Source organism: Nonomuraea cavernae, assembly GCF_040655715.1.
Taxonomy (GTDB): Bacteria; Actinomycetota; Actinomycetes; order Streptosporangiales; family Streptosporangiaceae; genus Nonomuraea; species Nonomuraea cavernae_A.
The window spans coordinates 70,640-88,736 of the sequence record NZ_JBFAKL010000028.1 but is presented as its reverse complement, the minus strand read 5'-3'; the positions used below and the strand labels follow the sequence as shown (position 1 = coordinate 88,736).

The window sequence follows — 18,097 nt, the reverse complement described above, 5'->3', positions numbered from 1 at the left end:
CATAAGAACCAACAACCCCCCAGGAGGTCCTTTAGTGGACACATCAAAGCCACCGGTGGCGGCGTCGCCGCCGGTGGAGGACGAACGAGTATGGAAAGCGGGCCGGCTCGAGCCGATGCCCATCAGGAAGCTCCCCGACGCGCCTCCCTCGGTGCACATCCTCGGGCCCACCGTCTTTCTCGTGGCCTTGGGCGTCGGGATGGGCGAGTCGTACATGTGGCCCCGGCTGGTGCTGCTGTTCGGCCCCGAGATCCGGTGGCTCTTCCTGATCGGCGTGACGCTGCAGGCCGTGGTCATGCTGGAGATGGCCCGCTACGCCATGGCGACGGGCGAGAGCATCTTCTCCGGGGCGGCCCGGGTGTTCAAGCCGCTGATGTGGTTCTTCTTCGTCGTCGCGATCGCCGTCTACATCTGGCCGGGCCACTTATCGGCCGGGGCGGCGGCGTTCGAGGAGATAACCGGCATCCCCTGGATGGTGACCGCGATCATCGGGCTCGTCCTGGTCGGCGTGGTCTTCAGCCTGGCCAAGGTGATCTACAGCGTGCTGGAGAAGGTCCTGTCGCTGCTCATCGGCGTCCTGGTGATCAGCACCTCGGTGGTCGCCTCCCTCGTCGGCTCCTGGAGCGACGTGGTCTCCACGCTCACCGGCATGTTCGCCTTCGGCTACCTGCCGTCCGAGGCGATGTCGGCGGCCTGGTTCCCGGTCATCGTCGGCGCGTGCGCCTTCGCCGGTCCGTCGGGCATGCAGCAAATGTGGTACACCCTGCACCTGCGTGACTCGGGGGCCGGCATGGGGGCGCACATCCCGCGCATCCGCGGCCTGCGGCACGCCGGCGAAGAGGAGGCCATGCCGTCGCGCGGCTTCATGTTCGACACCGAGGACCCGGCCGAGATGGCCAAGTGGAAGGGCTGGCGGCGCTGGGTCACCTTCGACGCGCTGCTGCTGTTCTGGGGCATCACCATGCTGGTCACGATCTCCTTCACGGTGATCGCCCAGGCCGCGGTGCGGCAGAACCCCGCCGTGCGCACGGCCGTCCAGGGCGACGACCGCGAGGTGGCGCTCGGCGCCATGTCGGACGCCGTCTCCTCGGTCGGCAGCTCGGCGCTCGGCGTGATCTTCCTCGGGTTCATCGCGCTGATCGGGCTCAACGCGACGCTGGGGCTGTTCGACTCCTTCTCACGCGGCCAGGCCGACATGACGTACAACTTCGTCAAGGGCGCCAAGAAGCTGCGCATGTCCCACCTGTACGCGGGCTTCCTGTGGGGGGTGATCATCTTCGGCATCCTGATCCTGCTGTTCGGCCCGGCCGACGGGCCCAGCGGGATCCTGGACACGCTGGCGTTCCTGTCGACCTTCGCGATGGGCGCCTACTGCGTGACGCTGCTGCTGGTCAACAACCGCATGCTGCCCAAACCGATCAGGCCGAGGTGGTGGACGAACGTGATCATCGGATTTGGCGCGTTCTTCTACCTCGGCATGCTGTTCTACAGCCTGTTCGCCTTCGGCGTGGTCGTGGGCTGATGATCGGACGGCACAGCCTCGAACTCGCCCTGCCAGGGGCGTCGATCGGAGCCGTCGCCGGTGCCATGGCCGGTGGGCTGACCCTCCTCGCGGGGCAGTCCGCCGGCCTGGCCGCGCTCTCGGCGCTGGCGCTCGCCGCACCCCTCGCCCTGTTCGGCGGACTGTACGGCGTGCTGCTGGGCCGGGGCGTGTTCCGGCCGGGAACCTTCGGGCCCGCTGGCCTCTACTGGGTGGCGGCCTACCCGCTGTCCCGGTTGCTGCAGGAGAGCGTGGCCGGGGTCGGCCTGGCCGACGGCGTGCTGCCCTTCCTGGGGTTCCAGGCCATGGTCAGCCTGGGCTTCGCGATCGGCTTCATCTGGCTGCATGAGCGGCTCATGCCGTACTGGCTGCTCCACCGTGCCGGGCTCAACCCGCACGCCGCGGAGCTGCTCGACCACTACGTCCGGCACGCCCAGGTCCTGAGCCGGAGGAAGGGAGCGCGGCGGTGAATCTGCCCGCCTGGGTATGGCTGGCCACGATCGGCGGCTTCTGCGTGGTGCTGGCCTTCGACTTCTACCTGGTCGCCCGCAACCCGCGTGCGCCGTCGTTCAGGGAGTGCGTCGCCTGGGTGTCGTTCTACGTCGGCCTGGCGGTGCTGTTCGGCATCGGCCTGCTCGTGCTGTCGGGCCCGGCGCACGGCGGGGAGTTCTTCGCCGGCTGGATCACCGAATACTCGCTCAGCGTGGACAACCTCTTCGTGTTCCTGCTGATCATGAGCAGGTTCCGGGTGCCGCGCGAGTATCGCCAGAAGGTGCTGCTCGTCGGCATCGTCCTGGCGCTGCTCATGCGGGGCGCGTTCATCGCGGCGGGCGCCGAGGCGGTGTCGCGCTTCGACTGGCTCTTCTACGTCTTCGGCGCCTTCCTCGTCTACACGGCGTGGAAACTGATCGGCAACGAGGAGGAGGAGGCGGAGTTCTCGGAGAACGTCGCGCTGCGCGCCATCCGGCGGGTGCTGCCGACCACGGACACCTACTACGGCGCCCGCCTGACGGTGCACCACGGCCGGCGGATGGTCACCCCGATGCTCATCGTGATGGTCGCGATCGGCACCACCGACCTGTTGTTCGCGCTGGACTCGATCCCGGCCATCTTCGGCCTGACGAAGGAGCCCTATCTGGTCTTCACCGCCAACGCCTTCGCCCTGATGGGGCTGCGGCAGCTGTTCTTCCTCGTGGGCGGCCTGCTCGACCGGCTGGTCTACCTGAGCAAGGGGCTGTCGGTGGTGCTCGCCTTCATCGGGGTCAAGCTGGTGCTGGAGGCGCTGCACCACGACGGCGTCTCGTGGGCGCCGCAGATCCCGATCCTGGTGTCTCTCGGGGTCATCCTCGGCACCCTCGCCGTGACCACGGTGCTGAGCCTGCTGAAGTCCGCCCGCGACGCCAGGAGCGCCGCGGCGGCGCGGAAGGCCGAGGTGTCGGAGCCGGTGGAGGGCTGACCGCCGTGGGCGGGGGCGCCGGCTCCTGCCCACGGCTCAGCTCCGCGGCGTCTTGCGGACCTCCTGATCCACGGCCCATCGGCGCAGATGGCTCTCCGCGTCGTCTGCGGAGTAGTGCTTGCGCAGCGCGACGCTCAGGCCCAGGCCGATCGCCCGGCCGTCGGCCGGTTGGCCCAGCGGATCACCAAGAAGAAAGCGGACGAACGCCTTCATTGAACAATCACCTCCCAACGTGGAGCTCATCCTCTACCCGGGGTGTTACCGGGCAAGCGACCGCTTGTGAACGTCTCGTCAATTCGCCGACGACGTGCGCGTACGACGGCGGCGTACACGCTTGGGGGCCGGCTCGATCGGCTCGCCGGCCCGCTGCTCGCGGTAGGAGGCGCGGGTGCTCTCGGTGTGCTCGCGCATGATCTCGGCGGCCCGCTGCTCGTCGCCCGCCTCGATGGCGTCGATCAGGGCCGCGTGCTCGCGCCAGGACGTCATGCCACGCTGGCGCGCCACGGGCGTGTGATACCAGCGCACCCGGCGGGCCACCTGGGCGGCCAGCTCGGCCAGCACCTTGTTGCCGGACAGCGCGGTGACCAGCGCGTGCAGCTCGGAGTTGATCGCCACGGCGGCGTCGGTGTCGTCCGACTCGACCGCCTGGATGCCGCGCGAGCACAGCTCGCGCAGCCGCTGGATGCCTTCCTCGTCCGCGTGGTGCGCGGCGAGCCGGGCGGACTCGGTCTCCAGCAGCGCGCGGACGGCGAGCAGCTGGTCGGCCTCCTCCACGGTCGGGACGTGCACGAACGCGCCCTGACCGGGATGCAGATCGACCCAGCCCTCGCCGCTGAGCTGCTGCAACGCCTCGCGGACCGGCTGGCGGGACACCCCGAGCAACTGGGCCAGCTCGCTCTCGACCAGGTGCTGGCCGGGCTTGAGCTGGCTGGAGACGATGAGCTCCTGGATGGCCTCGATCACGCTCTCCCGGAGCGTGGCGGGGCGGGGAATCTTGGCGCCCGCCTGGTCCGACAGCAGCATCATCTCAAGCTCCCAGAATTTTCTTCCGTTTTTCGTCGACTGCCTACAGCATACTGTGCGCCCTGGTGATCTCGCTGGTGAGCCTGGTCACACGGGGATCGTCGCGGGCAGCCCCGGCGCGCGGAGCCGCAGGCCGGCCAGCGCGGTGAGCCCGGCGACGGCCGCCGCCGCCAGCAGCGCCCCGCCCGGCATGGTGAGGGAGATCACGGCCAGACCGACGCCGCCGATCCCCGCCACGGCCTTCGCGCTGTAGACGACCGCGTGGATCTGCCCCGTACGCCCCGCGCCGAAGTAGTCGCGGACCAGGCTGGCCACCAGCGGGTAGAAGGCGCCGCCCGCCGCGCCCGCCATGACGGCCCCCAGCCACAGGGGCGCGGTGACGACGCCCGGCGAGGCGGACCACGCGGCGGCGAGCAGGACCTGGCCGGCCGCCAGCAGGGTGAGGACGCCGGCGAGCACCCGCCTGCGCCCGAACGCCTCCGAGCAGCGCATGGCCAGCGCCCGGCCGGCGCCGTTCAGCGCCACGAGGACGGCGAGCGGGCCCCAGGCACCCATGCCCGCCACGACGATCACATCGAAGATCGACACCGCCCCCGCGCAGACGAGGACCAGGGCCAGGATGGGCAGCGCGCCCGTCCGGAGCGCCTGGGGCAGCGAGAACTCCCGTAGCGGTCCCGGGGTCCGGCGCAGGATCGCCGCGTCCAGCGCGTGCGACCTCGGGTCGACGGTGTCCGGCCACCAGCGCTCCGGCGCCAGGCGCAGGAACCGGGCCGCGGCGGCGATGGCCGTCCACGCCAGGACCGCGGCGACGAGGAAGGCCGCCGGCAGGGCGTCCGGGACCAGGCCCACCCACACGATCAGGGGCAGCGCGCCGTAGCCGAAGGCCCCGGTCAGCAGGCCGACCCGGGTCGCCGGCCGTTCGGGATGCCAGGAGGAGACGACCTCGCCGCACACGCCGTAGACGAGTCCGGCGCCCAGCCCGCCGAGCACGGCGTAGCCGAGCAGGACGGCCGGGAGCGGGCCGGAGCCCGCCGTGAGGGCGAGCGTGAGCAGGCCGAGCCCGCTCAGCACGGCGCCCGCGCCGAGGGCGGCCCGCACACCGAGCCGCCGAAGCCGGACCAGGTGCAGGGCCGGGAGCGCGCCCGCGGCCTGGCAGACGATCCACACCGCGAGGGGGACCAGGGCGGCGCCGTCGCGGGTGAGCAGGGCCGCGTAGCCGTACTGGAGGGGGCCGATCGCCACCATGGCGGCCCAGGCGAGCCAGAACATCAGGGGCCGGTCGGAGGGAACCGGTCCGACGAGGTAGGAGCGCCCGCGCCAGTCCCTGACCGCTGCAGTGTTTTCCATACTGTATGGAATATCCCGGGCTGCGGACTCCTGTCGAGGTCTGGACGAGGGATATTCCATACGGTATACCGTCTACAAAGGAGGCTCGAATGGACCTGTACGAACACCAGGCGAAGGAGCTCTTCCAGCGTCACGGCATCGAGGTGCCGGCCGGCGGAGTCGCCACCACACCGGCCGAGGCGCGCGAGATCGCCGCCGGCCTGGGCACCCCCGTCGTGGTCAAAGCGCAGGTGCGGATCGGCGGCCGGGGCAAGGCGGGCGGGATCAGGGCCGCGCCCGGCCCCGCCGCCGCCGAGGAGGAGGCCGGCCACGTCCTCGGGATGGACATCAAGGGGCACCGCGCGCACGCCGTCCTCGTCGAGGCCGCCACCGTCCCCGACGCGGAGTTCTACGCGGCCTACCTGGTCGACAGGGCCGAGGGCGCCTTCCTGGCCATCGTCTCCCGGCACGGCGGAATGGACATCGAGGAGGTGGCCGCGACCAGCCCCGACGCCGTGGCGCGGGTGCCGGTCGCTCCGCTCACCGGCGTGGACGCCGCCACCGCCCGGCTGCTGGCCGAGCGGGCCGGTCTGCCGGACGAGGCGGCCGGGACGCTCGAACGGCTGTGGCGCGTCATGGTCGAGGAGGACGCCCTGCTGGTCGAGGTCAACCCGCTGATCCGCACGGCCGAGGGGCGGATCGTGGCCCTCGACGGCAAGGTCACCCTCGACGACAACGCCGCCTTCCGGCACGAGCGCCCGGAGCAGGCTCTGTCCGCCGGGCTGGAGGACCGCGCGCGGGCCAAGGGCCTCAACTACGTCAAGCTGGACGGCCGGGTCGGCGTCGTCGGCAACGGCGCGGGCCTGGTCATGAGCACGCTCGACGTGGTCGCCGGCGCCGGAGCCGCCCCCGCCAACTTCCTCGACATCGGCGGCGGCGCCTCCGCCCAGGTCATGGCCGACGGGCTGGAGATCATCCTGTCCGACCCCGACGTGCGCTCCGTGCTGGTCAACGTCTTCGGCGGCATCACCTCCTGCGACGCCGTCGCCACCGGCATCGTCAGCGCGCTCGACCAACTCGGCGAACGCGGCCTGGCCCGGCCCATCGTCGTACGCCTGGACGGCAACAACGCCGAGGCGGGGCGGCGCGTCCTCGGCGAGGCCGCGCACCCGGCGGTCCGCCAGGTCCCCACCATGGACGGCGCCGCCGAGCTGGCGGCCGGACTCGCGGCAGGTGCGTGATGGCGATTTTCCTGACCAAGGACAGCCGGGTGCTCGTCCAGGGCATGACCGGCGCGGAGGGCACCAGGCACACCGCCCGGATGCTCGCCGCCGGCACCGACGTCGTCGCCGGGGTCACCCCAGGCAAGGGCGGGCACACGGCCGACTTCGGCGAGCGCGCGGTGCCCGTCTTCGGCTCGGTCGCGGACGCCGTCGCCGCCACCGGGGCCGACGTCAGCGTGGTCTTCGTCCCTCCCCGCTTCACCCTGGCCGCCGTCGAGGAGGCCGTCGCGGCGCCGATCCCGCTCTGCGTCGTCATCACCGAGGGCGTCCCGGTGCACGACGCCGTCCGCCTGCGCGCCCTGGCCGCCGGCCGGACCAGGATCATCGGGCCCAACTGCCCCGGCCTGATCAGCCCAGGCCAGTCCTCCGCCGGGATCATCCCCGCCGACATCACCTCCTCCGGGCGGATCGGGCTGGTCTCCAAGTCCGGCACGCTCACCTACCAGCTCATGTACGAGCTGCGCGACCTCGGCTTCTCCACCGCCGTCGGCATCGGCGGCGACCCGGTCATCGGCACCACCCACATCGACTGCCTCCAGGCGTTCCAGGACGACCCGGCGACCGACGCGATCGTCATGATCGGCGAGATCGGCGGCGACGCCGAGGAACGGGCCGCCGCCTACATCGCCGCGCACGTCGCCAAGCCCGTCGTGGCCTACGTCGCGGGCTTCACCGCGCCCGAGGGCAGGACGATGGGCCACGCCGGCGCCATCGTGTCGGGCTCGTCCGGCACCGCCCAGGCCAAGAAGGACGCCCTCGAAGCGGTCGGCGTCCGGGTCGGCCGCACCCCCTCGGAGACGGCCGCGCTGCTGCGTACGGTGCTCGGGAAGACACCATGAAGCGCTTGGAGGACCCGTGCTGAAGTTCGACGTCAACCTCTCCCTCCTGTTCACCGACCTGCCCCTGCTGGAGCGTCCGGAGGCGGCGGCCAAGGCCGGGTTCGACGCCGTCGAGCTGTGGTGGCCGTTCGACGGCCCCGAGCCGCCCGGCAAGGAGCTCGACGCCCTGAAGCGGGCCATCGAGGACGCCGGCGTGCGCCTGGTCGCGCTGAACTTCGACGCGGGCGACCTGCTCGCCGGTGACCGCGGCCTGGTGGCCCGCCCCGACGGGGCGGCGCGGTTCCGCGCCAACGTCGACGTCGCCACCGGGCTGGCCGCCGAGCTGGGCTGCACGGTGCTCAACGCCCTCTACGGCAACGAGCCCGGCACCGACCCCGACCTCGCCGCCGAGAACCTCGCCCTGGCCGCCGACGCGGCCGCGCGCGGCGGCGCCGTCGTCGTGGTGGAGCCGCTCAACTCCTACGAGTGCCCCCACTACCCGATCACCTCGTCGCAGGCTGCCTTCGCGGTGATCGACGCCGTCGGCCGCGACAACGTGGCCCTGCTCGCCGACCTCTACCACCTGCACCGGATGGGCGAGGACGTGCTGGCCCTCATCGACACCGCCACCCCCAGGTTCGGCCACGTCCAGATCGCCGACGACCCCGGCAGGGGACAGCCGGGCAGTGGGAGCATGCCGTACCCCGAGATCCTCACCCGCCTGGAAGCCGCCGGCTACCAGGGCCACGTCGGCCTGGAGTACCGGCACCAGGGGCCGGGCGCGTTCGCTTGGAGGAGCCCGTGACCATCGGATTCGTCGGCCTCGGGATCATGGGCACCCCGATGGCCGCCAACCTGCTCAAGGCCGGGCACGCCGTGACCGGCTTCGACCTCAGCGGTGAGCGGATCGAGCACCTGCTGGCCAGGGGCGGCACGGGCGCGCGGAGTGTGGCGGAGGCCGTCGCGGACGCCGACCTGGTGATCACCATGCTGCCCGACTCGCCCCAGGTGGGGGAGGTCGTCCCTGAGATCCTGGAGCACGCCCGGCCCGGCCTGCTCTACCTGGACATGAGCACGATCAGGCCGCAGACCTCCCGCTGGGTGGCCGAGCAGGCCGCGCCCCGGGGGGTCCGGGCGCTCGACGCCCCGGTCAGCGGCGGCGAACGCGGCGCGGTCGACGGCACCCTGTCGATCATGGTCGGCGGCGCCGCCGAGGACTTCGAGGCGGCCAGGCCCGTCCTCGGCACGCTCGGCACCACCGTCGTGCACGTGGGCCCGCCTGGCGCCGGCCAGACCGTGAAGGCGGCCAACCAGCTCGTCGTCGGCGGGATCTACGGGCTGGTGGCCGAGGCCATCGTCCTGCTGGAGGCCTCCGGCGTGGACCCGGGGGCCGGGCTGGACGTGCTGGCCGGCGGACTGGCCGGGTCGCGGATCCTCGACCTCAAGCGGCACAGCATGATCCGGCGTGAGTTCGCCCCCGGCTTCCGCGTCGACCTGCACCACAAGGACATGGGCATCGCCGTCGCCGCCGCCCGCGAGGCGGGCGTCTCCCTCCCGCTCACCGGCCAGGTCGCCCAGCTCGTGGCGGCGGCCAGGGCGCAGGGCCACGGCTCGCTCGACCACTCCGCCCTCCTCAAGGTGATCGAAAGGCTCAATACGTGAACGAGCGCAGCGAGAGAGCCAGGAACACAGCACCCTCGCTGTACGCGGGCGACAGCGGAGCCCGCGCACAGCGGATCCCGTGCATGGAGGCGGTGGTCGCGGTGCTGGAGTCGGAGGGCGTGGACACCGTCTTCGGCATCCCCGGCGCCGCCATCCTCCCCCTGTACGCCGCCCTGCGGACCAGCTCGGTCCGGCACATCACGGTCCGCCACGAGGAGGGCGGCACCCACGCGGCCGACGGCTGGGCCCGGGTGACCGGCAACGTCGGCGTCTGCGTCGGCACCTCGGGCCCGGCCGGCACCAACATGATCACGGGTCTCTACACGGCGATGGCCGACTCGATCCCGCTGATCTGCGTCACCGGCCAGGCCGTGACCAGCAAGCTGCACCAGGAGGCGTTCCAGGCGGTCGACATCGTGGCGATCGCCCGGCCGGTGACCAAGTGGGCGGTGCAGCTCAAGGAGCCGGCCCAGGCGCCGTGGGTGTTCCGCGAGGCGTTCCGGATCGCCCGGTCCGGCCGCCCCGGGCCGGTGCTCATCGACCTGCCGATCGACGTGCAGCGCGGCACCTGCCTGTACGACCGAGAGCTGGACGCGCCGCTGGCCGTCGAGATGCCCCGGCCGCTGCCCCGGGCGGTGCGCGCGGCCGTCGACCTGCTCCAGAGCGCCGAACGGCCGCTGATCCTGGCCGGCGGCGGCGTGATCACCGCCGACGCCTGCGAGGAGTTACGCGAGCTGGCCGAGCACCTGGGGATCCCGGTGCAGGTCACGCTGATGGGCAAGGGCGCCTTCCCCGAGGACCACCCGCTGTTCGCCGGGATGGCCGGCATCCAGACGCAGACCCGGTGGGGCAACGCCGCGTTCCTGGAGAGCGACCTGGTGCTGGCCGTGGGCGCGCGCTTCGGCGACCGGCACACCGGCGACCTCGACGTCTACCGCGGCGGCAGGCGGTTCATCCACGTCGACATCGAGCCGACGCAGCTCGGCCGGGTCTTCGAGCCGGACCTCGGGATCGTCGGGCACGCCCGGCCGGTGCTGTCCGGCCTGCTGGCCGAGGCCCGCGCCCGCCCCCCGGAGCGCGGCCGCGAGCGGTGGGCGCGCCGGGTCGTCGAGCTGCGCGCCACCCTGACCCGCCGGGACGACTTCGACGACGTGCCGATCAAACCGCCACGCGTGTTCAGGGAGATCAACGCGTTCTTCGGCCGCGACACCACGTTCGTCACCGCGATCGGGCTCTACCAGATCTGGTCGGGCCAGTTCCAGACCACCTACCTGCCGCGCCGCTACCTGGTCTGCGGTCAGGCCGGGCCGCTCGGCTGGGAGGTGCCCGCCGCCATGGGCGTGAAGTGCGCGCATCCGGAGCGCCAGGTCGTGGCGGTGGTCGGCGACTACTCCTTCCAGTTCCTCATGGAGGAGGTCGCGGTCGCCGCCCAGTACCGGATCCCGTTCGTCATCGTGATGGTCAACAACGAGTACCTGGGCCTGATCAGGCAGGCCGAGCTGCCGTACGAGATGAACTACGCGGTGGACCTGCACTACGGAGAGGGCGGCATCGACCATGTCAAGGCGATGGAGGCCTTCGGCTGCCCGGCCCGCCGGGTGGAGGTGCCCGGCGACCTCCGCGACGCGCTGGCCTGGGCGAGCGCCGAGTCGGAGCGGGAACGTTTGCCGGTGCTCGTGGAGGTGATGGTGGAACGCGAGGCCAACGCCGCGATGGGCTCCTCGCTGGACGCGATCAGGGAGTTCGAGCCGCTGCCCGAGCTCGTCGCCGTCGACTGGTCCGACTGAGGAGGCCCTCATGCAGCTCAAACCCGGGACGTCCTTCCCGGACGCCTACGACAGATGCTGTGCCGCCGCCCCGGAGGCGTTCCACGACGACCGGGTGCTCAACCACTGGGGCGGGTTCTGGCAGCGCGACGGCCGCCCGGCCCCCGTCTTCTCCCCGGTCGACGGCACTGCGATCACCGGCCCGCCGCGGCTGGACCGGGCGGGGGCGGCGCGGGCCGTGGCCGGCGCGGTCGACGAGCACCGGCAGTGGCGGCACGTGCCGCTCGCCGAGCGCCGGGCCAGGGTGTCGGCGGCCGTCGAGTCGATGGCCGCGCACCGCGACCTGCTGGCGCTGCTGCTGGTCTGGGAGATCGGCAAGCCGTGGAAGACGGCCTGTGCCGATGTCGACCGCTGCCTCGACGGGGTTCGCTGGTATCTCGGCGAGATCGACCGCATGGTGGCGGGCCGCGCGCCGCTGCCCGGACCGGTCAGCAACATCGCGAGCTGGAACTATCCGATGAGCGTGCTCATGCACGCCGTGCTGGTCCAGGCGCTGGCCGGCAACGCGGTGATCGCCAAGACCCCGACGGGCGGCGGGCTGTCCTGCCTCACGCTGGCCACGGCCCTCGCCGTCAAGGAGGGCCTGCCGGTCACCCTGGTCAGCGGGGGAGGGGCGGAGCTGTCGCCGGTGCTGGTCCGGGGGCGGTCGGTGGGCTGCGTCTCGTTCGTCGGCGGCAGGGACGCGGGGGCGCAGGTGGCCGCGTCGCTGGCCGACCTCGGCCGCCGGCACGTCCTGGAGCAGGAGGGGCTCAACTGCTGGGGCGTGTGGGACTACTCGGACTGGGAGCTGCTGACCGGGCAGATCCGCGCCTCGTTCGACTACGGCAAGCAGCGGTGCACCGCCTACCCGAGGTTCGTGGTGCAGCGGGAGCTGTTCCACGAGTTCCTGGCCGCCTACCTGGCGGCGATCGGCTCGCTGCGCTTCGGTCATCCGCTGGCGGTCCGCGATCCGGACGATGCGCTGCCCGAGCTGGACTTCGGGCCGCTGATCAGCGCCTCGAAGGCCAAGGAGCTGGCCGACCAGGTGGACGAGGCCGTGGACAAGGGCGGTGTGCCGATCCACCGGGCCGCCCTCGACACCGGACATTTCCTGCCCGGTCAGGATATTTCCGCGTACTTCGCTCCGACGGCGCTGCTCGACCCGCCCCGCTCCTCGCCGCTGTTCCACGCCGAACCGTTCGGCCCGGTCGACACGATCGTCCTGGTCGACACCGAGGCCGAGCTGCTGGCCGCCATGAACGCCAGCAACGGGGCCCTGGTCGCCACCCTGTCCTGCGACGACGAGGGGACGGCCGGCCGGCTCGCCCCCGAGATCCGGGCGTTCAAGGTGGGCCACAACCGGCCCCGCTCCCGAGGCGACCGAGACGAGCTCTTCGGCGGGCTCGGCGCCTCCTGGCGCGGCGCCTTCGTCGGTGGCGAGCTCCTGGTGCGGGCGGTCACCGCCGGGCCCGAGGGCGAACGCCTGGTGGGCAACTTCCCGCACTACACCCTGCTGCCCTGACCCATCCGTGCCGGGCGGTCAACGGCTGACACCAACTCTTGGCCCGCACGAGAACCGTGTCGTCTCGCATTCGCGGTGCAGCCTCATAGCGTGGGAAACGGCGACGAAACCACGGGGGCGTGATGTTCATCGAGGTCATTCAGGGTCAGGTGACCACGACTGGTGAGCTTCGGGAGGCCCACGACTGGTGGCATCGCGAGATGTCCCACGAAGCGCCCGGCTGGCTCGGCAGCACCATAGGCGTGACCGACAGCGGCGCCTACATCGCCGTGGTGCGCTACGACACGCAGGAGTCGGCATGGCGCACGGCCGACCTGGCCGTACAGGGCAAGTGGTGGTTCGCGACCGCGAAGCTGTTCGAGGGACAAATGATCCTCCACGACTGCCCCCGGGTACGGCAGTACCTGGGGGGAGGGTCCGACTCGGCCGGATTCGTGCAGGTGATCCAGGGCCACCTCAAGAACCCGGACCGGATGGACGAGATCATCCGGCTCTGCGAGCCGGAGCTGGCCACCTTCCGCCCCGACCTCATCGGCGGCACCACGGCCCTGCACGAGAGCGGCCTCTACACCGAGACCGCCTACTTCACCTCCGAGGAAGAGGCCAGGGCGGGCGAGCGCGTGGAGCTCCCGCCGCCGCTCCGGGAGGCGGTCGCGGAGCTGACCACCCTCTTCGAGGGCGAGCCCACCTACTACGACCTGCGCGACCCCTGGATGTACTCGCCCATCGGCACCTGACCGGAGGCCGTCTCCCGGCGTGATCGGGCCGGTGGACGCCTCCCGTCTGCCAGGGGAGTCTGTCAGGGGAGGACGAAGATGGGAGGGTCGACGGCGGGGTCTCCCGTGTCACGGCCGTCGCCGTTGTCGAGCACCGCATCGCCCAGGTCGGCGTTGTCCTCGAACCACGCCAGCGCCGAGGTGCGCGAGCTGAGCAGCTCGCGCAGTGAGGGGGAACGCCGGCTCATCTCCCTGGCACGGGGCGGAAGGACCACGTAGAGGGTGTCCGGTGTGTTCTCGAGGAAGCGCAACGTCACACCGTCCGGCAGCTGGTCGCTGATGCGTACCTTCCGGTCGAGCTCGTCGAGCAGCCGCTCGGTGTCGTTGACGAGACGTGCCCGGAACGGTTCGTCGACCATCGCCATGCGCACCAGACCGGCCACGCCCTTGCTGTTGAGGCGCGGTTCCTGCAGGACGACGCTCTCCTGCCAGAGCCGGAGAAGGCGTTCGTCCTCCTCGTTCAGCCTCTTGAGGGCCTCGCTCACGACGCGCTTCTCGGGGCCGTCGGTGACATCGTTCCCGCGCCCCGCCGTCGCGTCCTGGTCAGCGGTCATCAGCTCTCGCCTCCATAATTCTTGTTCCTTGTGTTGTTAGATGGGTGATGGCGTTTAATGATCGGGTGGCTCGTCAGGTGCGCACCTCCCCCGGCGCGGCGTACGACCTCGGGTACCACGTCGTGTGGTGCCCGAAGTACCGCCGCCCGGTCCTCGGCGGGAGAGTGAAGACCCGCCTGGAGGAGCTGATCCGCGCCAAGGCGGGTGAACACGGCTGGGAGATCGTGGCGCTTGAGGTGGTGCCCGACCACGTGCATCTGTTCGTCAAGCCGTATCCGAAGAGCTCGCCGTCGTATGTGGCCAACCAGTTCAAAGGGTTCACATCCCACCACCTGCGCGCCGAGTTTCCGCACCTGCGTTCCCAGTTGCCCACGCTGTGGTCGCGGTCCTGCTTCGTGGCCACGGTCGGCGCGGTGTCCGCGCAGACGGTGCGGTGCTATATCGAGACGCAGTACGAGCGCGCCCCCAAGGGGAGCGGCCGTGCGTAGGTCGTACAAGTTCCTGCTGCGCCCGACCCGTCACCAGGAGATCGCGCTCGCGGCGTGCCTGCAAGACCACCGCCAGTTGTACAACGCGGCGTTGGAACACCGGCGCACCGCCTACCGCAAGGCCGGGGTGACCGTCCGTTACGGCGAGCAGTCCGGCGAACTGAAACACATCCGCGCCGACGACCCCGACGGTCAGGCACGCTGGTCGTTCTCCTCCCAGCAGGCCACCCTGCGCCGCCTGGACAAAGCGTTCGCCGCGTTCTTCAAGCGGGTCCGCGAAGGTCGCACGCCAGGGTTCCCCCGTTTCAAGGGGCGCGGCTGGTTCGACACCGTCGAGTGGCCCAAGGACGGCGATGGCTGCCGATGGGATTGCCAACCCGGACAGCCGACGGCGACGTTCGTCCGCCTGCAAGGCATCGGGCACGTGCGCGTCCACCGGCATCGCCCGGTCAGGGGCCGGGTGAAGACGATCAGCATCAAGCGAGAGGGCTCCCGCTGGTATGTGATCCTGTCGTGCGAAGACGTGCCCGCCGAGACCTTGCCCGCGACCGGCGCGGTAGCCGGGATCGACATGGGCGTGGCCTGGCTGGCGACGACCAGCGACGGCGAGCATCTGGCCAACCCGCGCCACCTGGAAGCGTCCGCCGAGCGGCTCGCCGCCGCCCAGCGCGATCTCGCCCGCAAAGAGCGCGGGTCCAAGCGCCGCCGCAAGGCGGTCGCGCGAGTGGCGGTGCTGCACGCGAAGGTACGCCGTCAGCGCCTGGACGGCGCGCACAAGGCCGCGCTCGCCCTGGTCGGCGCCTACGACGTGATCGTGCACGAGGACCTGCGGATCACGAACATGACCCGGTCGGCATCCGGCACGATCGAGGCTCCCGGCCGGAACGTCGCACAGAAGTCGGGCCTGAACCGAAGCATCCTGGACGCGGGTTGGGGGGTGTTCCTGCAGGTCCTCACACACAAGGCTGAAAGCGCCGGTCGAGAGCTGATCGCGGTGAACCCCGCCGGCACCTCCCGCACCTGCTCGCGTTGCGGGCATGTGGCGAAGGAGAACCGCATCACTCAAGCCGAGTTCGTCTGTACGGCGTGCGGGCATGTCGCGCACGCCGACGTCAACGCGGCGATCAACATCCTCGGGGCAGGGCTTGCCCTTCGCCAGGCTGCGGAAGCGGCTTAGCGAGAAGCCGCTCCCTTCAGGGAGCGGAGGAGTCACCGTCGTTGTCCGTGCAGTGCAGCAGGCCCTCGCTGACCAGCCGACCGACAAGGTCGATCTTGTCTTCGGCCGAGAGCGGGCCCGGTAGCTCGCCGACCGCGAACCGCTCGTGGCCGGCGACGAACGTCAGGGCGGGCGCCAGGAAGGAAGGCCCGGAGACGTAGTTGCCGGCGAACTCGACCCGTGCTTCCTCAGCAGTGGAGTCGGCCCGGCAGAGAACACCATGAGCGCGGACCACGACACTGTCGAGGGTCAGTTCGGCAATGGCGTCAATCGACCGGAAATGCCCACTGCCCGCGGCCTTGCCGGCGTCCCGGACGCGCGCACCGAGCCGGGCTTTGGCGCGTTCCATCAGCAGCGGTTGACTGATCGCCGCCCGCGCCAGTTCGTCGGCGAGAGCCGCGAGCCGAGCCGCGTCCGCCGGAGCGTCCAGGAATCCGGGCGCCAGCGCGCTCCGCAGGCCGGTGTGCTCGTCGGCGAACAGGGCCAGTGCCTCGCTCACCAGGTCGACCCACCTGAAGACGTGGAGACCGACGGTGAGATGCAGGGACGAGGAGGAGCCCGTCACGGCCTCGTGCGGAAATCCGCGCGGCAGGTAGAGGGCGTCGCCCGGCCGTAGCGTGAACGCGCGGAAGCCGGAGAACGAGTTCAGCGGGCCGGACTTCTTCGAAGCGAGGGGGAGGCTGTTCAACGGGTTCGCCACATGCCATTCCTTCACGCCGTGCAATTGCAGGATGAAGACATCATGGGTGTCGGCGTGCGGAAGGAAGCCCTGGCTGTCGCGCGGCGTGAGATACAGGTTGGCGCCGACCGGGTGGTGGAGCGAGACCTCGAGCGCGCGGCAGAGCCGCGCGACCACACCGGACCTGTGATGAACCCTGTTCAGGACGATCGAGAAACCGTCGTGGTAGGCCCGATAGGCTTCCTGCACATCCGGCATGCCGCCGGCGTCCATGCGGAAACGCCGATCCGTCCGGGTGCCACTCGAATCCGTTCTGACCATGAGTCCGTCGTCGACGGATCGAATCGGGCCCGACGTGGTGGCCGTGATCAGCTCGTCGACATCGTCCAGCCCGGGCAGGCGCGCGAAATGGTCCGGCGTCTCGCGATGGACGACAAGGGGTGCCGTCTCCCAGTACGAACGGATGAAATCGGTTGTCGAAACGGGATGAAGAAGCCAGGCGAGACTGAACGGCTCGGTTAATTGCGGCAAATTGCCGGAAATTGTCGAGCTTTCCAGCGGTTCGCGGCTCATCAGTGATTCTGATCCGGACACATCTTGCACGCTCGCATATCGCCCGGGGGAATACCAGCGTTTCCGAGGTGACGGCGAGAGCGCACCGCCGAGGGGGCGGCGACTCCTGGCAGGGGGCCGCTCCTCCGGCTCCGTCACGCCGGGCCGAAAGGATCATCTGGCGGCCGCTCGTACGCCCCGACCAGCGGCGAAAGGCCCACGGGAGCGGCCGGAGGTTTCGAGGAAAGCGGCAAGGTAAGTCATAGCCCATCAAAAGGCAATAACGGGAGAAAGGCGGCCCGGGTGGAGCAGGGGCTGGAGTCGGGGAAGGAATCCCACGGCGAGCGAGCCGACCGTAACTTCGTCGAGCTGTTGCAGGGCGCCCGGGTGGCGGTGACCGGAGTCCAGGTGCTGTTCGCGTTCCTGCTCACGGTCCCGTTCTCGGAGGGCTTCGTCCGGCTGGGCGACCTCGACCGGCGGCTCTACTACGTCGCGCTGGTGAGCGCGGCCATCGCGTCCATCCTCTACATCGCGCCGGCCACCCAGCACCGGGTGCTGTTCCGGCAGGGCATGAAGGAGACGCTGGTCCGCCGCTCGAACCTGTACGGCATCGCCGGCGCCCTGGCGCTGGCCGTGGCGATGACCGCGGCGACCATGCTGGTCGTCGACTACCTGTTCGACGGCACGGTGGCGATCATCACGGCCGGAGTCGTCGCGCTGCTCGCCCTGTGGGCCTGGTTCGTCCAGCCGGCGCTCGATCGCGCCAACTCCGCGGAGGACTGACGCGGCGAGCCCTCAGGAGCCGCGCGCGGGCAGTTCGGAGCCGTCGTCGCCGGGAGCGCCAGCCTGGTAGGACGCGCGCCCGACGATGTGGGCGGCCACCGAGACCGTGATCACCTGTGCCAGTCCGGTGATCGCCAGCGGGCCCGCCATCGCCCAGGTGGGATTGCGCAGCCACATCGCGATCAGGATCAGCAGCACGCCGAGCACCTGCGGCTTGGTGCCCGGGTGCATCCGCTCCAGCGTGGTGGTGAAGCGCACCAGGCCGACCCCGGCGATCAGGCACAGCCCGGCGCCGGTGATCAGGCAGGCGGCCGCCGCCATGTCGAGAAGGGTCAACGCGACCTTCCACCGAAGAACCGGGCGATCGACACCGAGCCGACGAAGCCCAGCAACGACAGCACCAGCATGATCGGCACGTCGGAGTAATCGTGCCGGATGGCGGCGAACGCGCCGATGCCGCACATGGCCAGCGCCGTCATCACGTCGAGCGCGACCGCCCGGTCCAGCATGTTCGGGCCGCGCGCCATCCGGTAGAGCGTGGCCAGCGCCGCGCAGCCGAGCAACGCCAGGGTCGCCAGGTAGACCACGTTCATCGCAACTCCCTCGTCCACCCC

The 18,097-nt window shown here is 70.9% G+C and carries 20 protein-coding genes; 13 read left to right on the top strand and 7 right to left on the bottom strand.

Translation table 11 applies throughout. The annotated features are described in order from the left end of the window. Positions 1–34: 34 nt before the first annotated feature. From AB0I38_RS32370 to AB0I38_RS32360, 3 genes are read left to right on the top strand one after another with little or no spacing between them, the layout of a single operon-like run. The gene (locus AB0I38_RS32370) at positions 35–1,522 is read left to right on the top strand and encodes an Nramp family divalent metal transporter (protein ID WP_358488559.1); all 1,488 of its coding nucleotides are present in this window, start codon (positions 35–37) and stop codon (positions 1,520–1,522) included. Beyond that, positions 1,522–2,010, top strand: coding sequence for a hypothetical protein (locus AB0I38_RS32365; protein ID WP_358488553.1), 489 nt, complete (start codon positions 1,522–1,524; stop codon positions 2,008–2,010). Before AB0I38_RS32370 ends, AB0I38_RS32365 begins: the two co-directional genes overlap by 1 nt. After that, entirely contained in the window at positions 2,007–2,996 is a 990-nt protein-coding gene (locus AB0I38_RS32360) for a TerC family protein (protein WP_358488551.1), read from the top strand. The genes AB0I38_RS32365 and AB0I38_RS32360 overlap by 4 nt, the downstream gene beginning before the upstream one ends. 36 nt (positions 2,997–3,032) lie before the next feature. On the opposite strand, the gene AB0I38_RS32355 is transcribed toward AB0I38_RS32360, so the two are convergent. The 3 genes from AB0I38_RS32355 to AB0I38_RS32345 all read right to left on the bottom strand — a co-directional run bounded on the left by AB0I38_RS32355 (position 3,033) and on the right by AB0I38_RS32345 (position 5,366). After that, positions 3,033–3,209, bottom strand: a complete 177-nt coding sequence (locus AB0I38_RS32355; RefSeq protein WP_358488548.1) for a hypothetical protein — start codon at positions 3,207–3,209, stop codon at positions 3,033–3,035. A 78-nt stretch (positions 3,210–3,287) separates the two neighbouring features. Then, entirely contained in the window at positions 3,288–4,019 is a 732-nt protein-coding gene (locus tag AB0I38_RS32350; protein ID WP_358488631.1) for a GntR family transcriptional regulator, read from the bottom strand. Between the two features lie 87 nt (positions 4,020–4,106). Next, the gene (locus AB0I38_RS32345; RefSeq protein ID WP_358488545.1) at positions 4,107–5,366 is read right to left on the bottom strand and encodes an MFS transporter; all 1,260 of its coding nucleotides are present in this window, start codon (positions 5,364–5,366) and stop codon (positions 4,107–4,109) included. A gap of 89 nt (positions 5,367–5,455) precedes the next feature. Here AB0I38_RS32345 and sucC point away from each other — a divergent pair, with 89 nt between their 5' ends. The 7 genes from sucC (at position 5,456) to AB0I38_RS32310 (ending at position 13,172) form a co-directional block, all read left to right on the top strand. Then, positions 5,456–6,586 carry an ADP-forming succinate--CoA ligase subunit beta gene (sucC, locus tag AB0I38_RS32340; RefSeq protein ID WP_358488542.1) on the top strand — a complete coding sequence of 377 codons (1,131 nt, stop codon included), beginning with the start codon at positions 5,456–5,458 and terminating at the stop codon, positions 6,584–6,586. Then, entirely contained in the window at positions 6,586–7,467 is an 882-nt protein-coding gene (sucD, locus tag AB0I38_RS32335) for a succinate--CoA ligase subunit alpha (RefSeq protein ID WP_358488539.1), read from the top strand. The genes sucC and sucD overlap by 1 nt, the downstream gene beginning before the upstream one ends. A 16-nt stretch (positions 7,468–7,483) precedes the next feature. Then, positions 7,484–8,251: a hydroxypyruvate isomerase family protein gene (locus tag AB0I38_RS32330; protein WP_358488537.1), complete on the top strand. Its 768-nt coding sequence runs from the start codon at positions 7,484–7,486 to the stop codon at positions 8,249–8,251. Continuing rightward, on the top strand, positions 8,248–9,108 hold the full coding sequence (locus AB0I38_RS32325; RefSeq protein ID WP_358488535.1) for a 2-hydroxy-3-oxopropionate reductase: 861 nt from the start codon (positions 8,248–8,250) through the stop codon (positions 9,106–9,108). Before AB0I38_RS32330 ends, AB0I38_RS32325 begins: the two co-directional genes overlap by 4 nt. Positions 9,109–9,191: 83 nt before the next feature. Next, positions 9,192–10,895: a glyoxylate carboligase gene (gene gcl / locus AB0I38_RS32320; RefSeq protein WP_358488625.1), complete on the top strand. Its 1,704-nt coding sequence runs from the start codon at positions 9,192–9,194 to the stop codon at positions 10,893–10,895. A 10-nt stretch (positions 10,896–10,905) separates the two neighbouring features. Further along, the gene (locus AB0I38_RS32315) at positions 10,906–12,435 is read left to right on the top strand and encodes an aldehyde dehydrogenase family protein (RefSeq protein WP_358488530.1); all 1,530 of its coding nucleotides are present in this window, start codon (positions 10,906–10,908) and stop codon (positions 12,433–12,435) included. Positions 12,436–12,635: 200 nt separating this feature from the next. After that, entirely contained in the window at positions 12,636–13,172 is a 537-nt protein-coding gene (locus AB0I38_RS32310; RefSeq protein ID WP_358488526.1) for a hypothetical protein, read from the top strand. A 62-nt stretch (positions 13,173–13,234) separates the two neighbouring features. Here the strand turns inward: AB0I38_RS32310 and AB0I38_RS32305 are convergent, their stop codons facing one another. Next, positions 13,235–13,765: a hypothetical protein gene (locus AB0I38_RS32305; RefSeq protein WP_358488523.1), complete on the bottom strand. Its 531-nt coding sequence runs from the start codon at positions 13,763–13,765 to the stop codon at positions 13,235–13,237. A gap of 65 nt (positions 13,766–13,830) precedes the next feature. Here AB0I38_RS32305 and tnpA point away from each other — a divergent pair, with 65 nt between their 5' ends. Further along, the gene (gene tnpA / locus AB0I38_RS32300; protein WP_358488521.1) at positions 13,831–14,253 is read left to right on the top strand and encodes an IS200/IS605 family transposase; all 423 of its coding nucleotides are present in this window, start codon (positions 13,831–13,833) and stop codon (positions 14,251–14,253) included. Continuing rightward, entirely contained in the window at positions 14,246–15,430 is a 1,185-nt protein-coding gene (locus AB0I38_RS32295) for an RNA-guided endonuclease InsQ/TnpB family protein (protein ID WP_358488517.1), read from the top strand. The genes tnpA and AB0I38_RS32295 overlap by 8 nt, the downstream gene beginning before the upstream one ends. A gap of 16 nt (positions 15,431–15,446) precedes the next feature. Here AB0I38_RS32295 and AB0I38_RS32290 read toward each other — a convergent pair whose 3' ends face one another. Next, positions 15,447–16,721, bottom strand: coding sequence for a cupin domain-containing protein (locus AB0I38_RS32290; protein WP_358488513.1), 1,275 nt, complete (start codon positions 16,719–16,721; stop codon positions 15,447–15,449). Positions 16,722–17,003: 282 nt separating this feature from the next. On the opposite strand from AB0I38_RS32290, the gene AB0I38_RS32285 reads away from it, so the two are divergent. Next, entirely contained in the window at positions 17,004–17,483 is a 480-nt protein-coding gene (locus AB0I38_RS32285) for a DUF6328 family protein (RefSeq protein ID WP_358488508.1), read from the top strand. Between the two features lie 12 nt (positions 17,484–17,495). On the opposite strand, the gene mnhG is transcribed toward AB0I38_RS32285, so the two are convergent. Together mnhG and AB0I38_RS32275 are read right to left on the bottom strand one after the other, a co-directional pair. Beyond that, positions 17,496–17,819 carry a monovalent cation/H(+) antiporter subunit G gene (mnhG, locus tag AB0I38_RS32280; protein WP_358488505.1) on the bottom strand — a complete coding sequence of 108 codons (324 nt, stop codon included), beginning with the start codon at positions 17,817–17,819 and terminating at the stop codon, positions 17,496–17,498. Further along, positions 17,816–18,076 carry a monovalent cation/H+ antiporter complex subunit F gene (locus tag AB0I38_RS32275; RefSeq protein ID WP_358488503.1) on the bottom strand — a complete coding sequence of 87 codons (261 nt, stop codon included), beginning with the start codon at positions 18,074–18,076 and terminating at the stop codon, positions 17,816–17,818. Before AB0I38_RS32275 ends, mnhG begins: the two co-directional genes overlap by 4 nt. Positions 18,077–18,097: the final 21 nt, after the last annotated feature.

Coding starts and splice junctions, on each gene's coding strand:
- AB0I38_RS32365 (WP_358488553.1), top strand. CDS start 1,522: ATGATCGGACGGCACAGCCTCGAACTCGCCCTGCCAGGGGCGTCGATC.
- AB0I38_RS32355 (WP_358488548.1), bottom strand. CDS start 3,209: ATGAAGGCGTTCGTCCGCTTTCTTCTTGGTGATCCGCTGGGCCAACCG.
- AB0I38_RS32350 (WP_358488631.1), bottom strand. CDS start 4,019: ATGCTGCTGTCGGACCAGGCGGGCGCCAAGATTCCCCGCCCCGCCACG.
- AB0I38_RS32345 (WP_358488545.1), bottom strand. CDS start 5,366: ATGGAAAACACTGCAGCGGTCAGGGACTGGCGCGGGCGCTCCTACCTC.
- sucC (WP_358488542.1), top strand. CDS start 5,456: ATGGACCTGTACGAACACCAGGCGAAGGAGCTCTTCCAGCGTCACGGC.
- sucD (WP_358488539.1), top strand. CDS start 6,586: ATGGCGATTTTCCTGACCAAGGACAGCCGGGTGCTCGTCCAGGGCATG.
- gcl (WP_358488625.1), top strand. CDS start 9,192: ATGGAGGCGGTGGTCGCGGTGCTGGAGTCGGAGGGCGTGGACACCGTC.
- AB0I38_RS32315 (WP_358488530.1), top strand. CDS start 10,906: ATGCAGCTCAAACCCGGGACGTCCTTCCCGGACGCCTACGACAGATGC.
- AB0I38_RS32310 (WP_358488526.1), top strand. CDS start 12,636: ATGTCCCACGAAGCGCCCGGCTGGCTCGGCAGCACCATAGGCGTGACC.
- AB0I38_RS32305 (WP_358488523.1), bottom strand. CDS start 13,765: ATGACCGCTGACCAGGACGCGACGGCGGGGCGCGGGAACGATGTCACC.
- AB0I38_RS32290 (WP_358488513.1), bottom strand. CDS start 16,721: ATGAGCCGCGAACCGCTGGAAAGCTCGACAATTTCCGGCAATTTGCCG.
- AB0I38_RS32275 (WP_358488503.1), bottom strand. CDS start 18,076: ATGAACGTGGTCTACCTGGCGACCCTGGCGTTGCTCGGCTGCGCGGCG.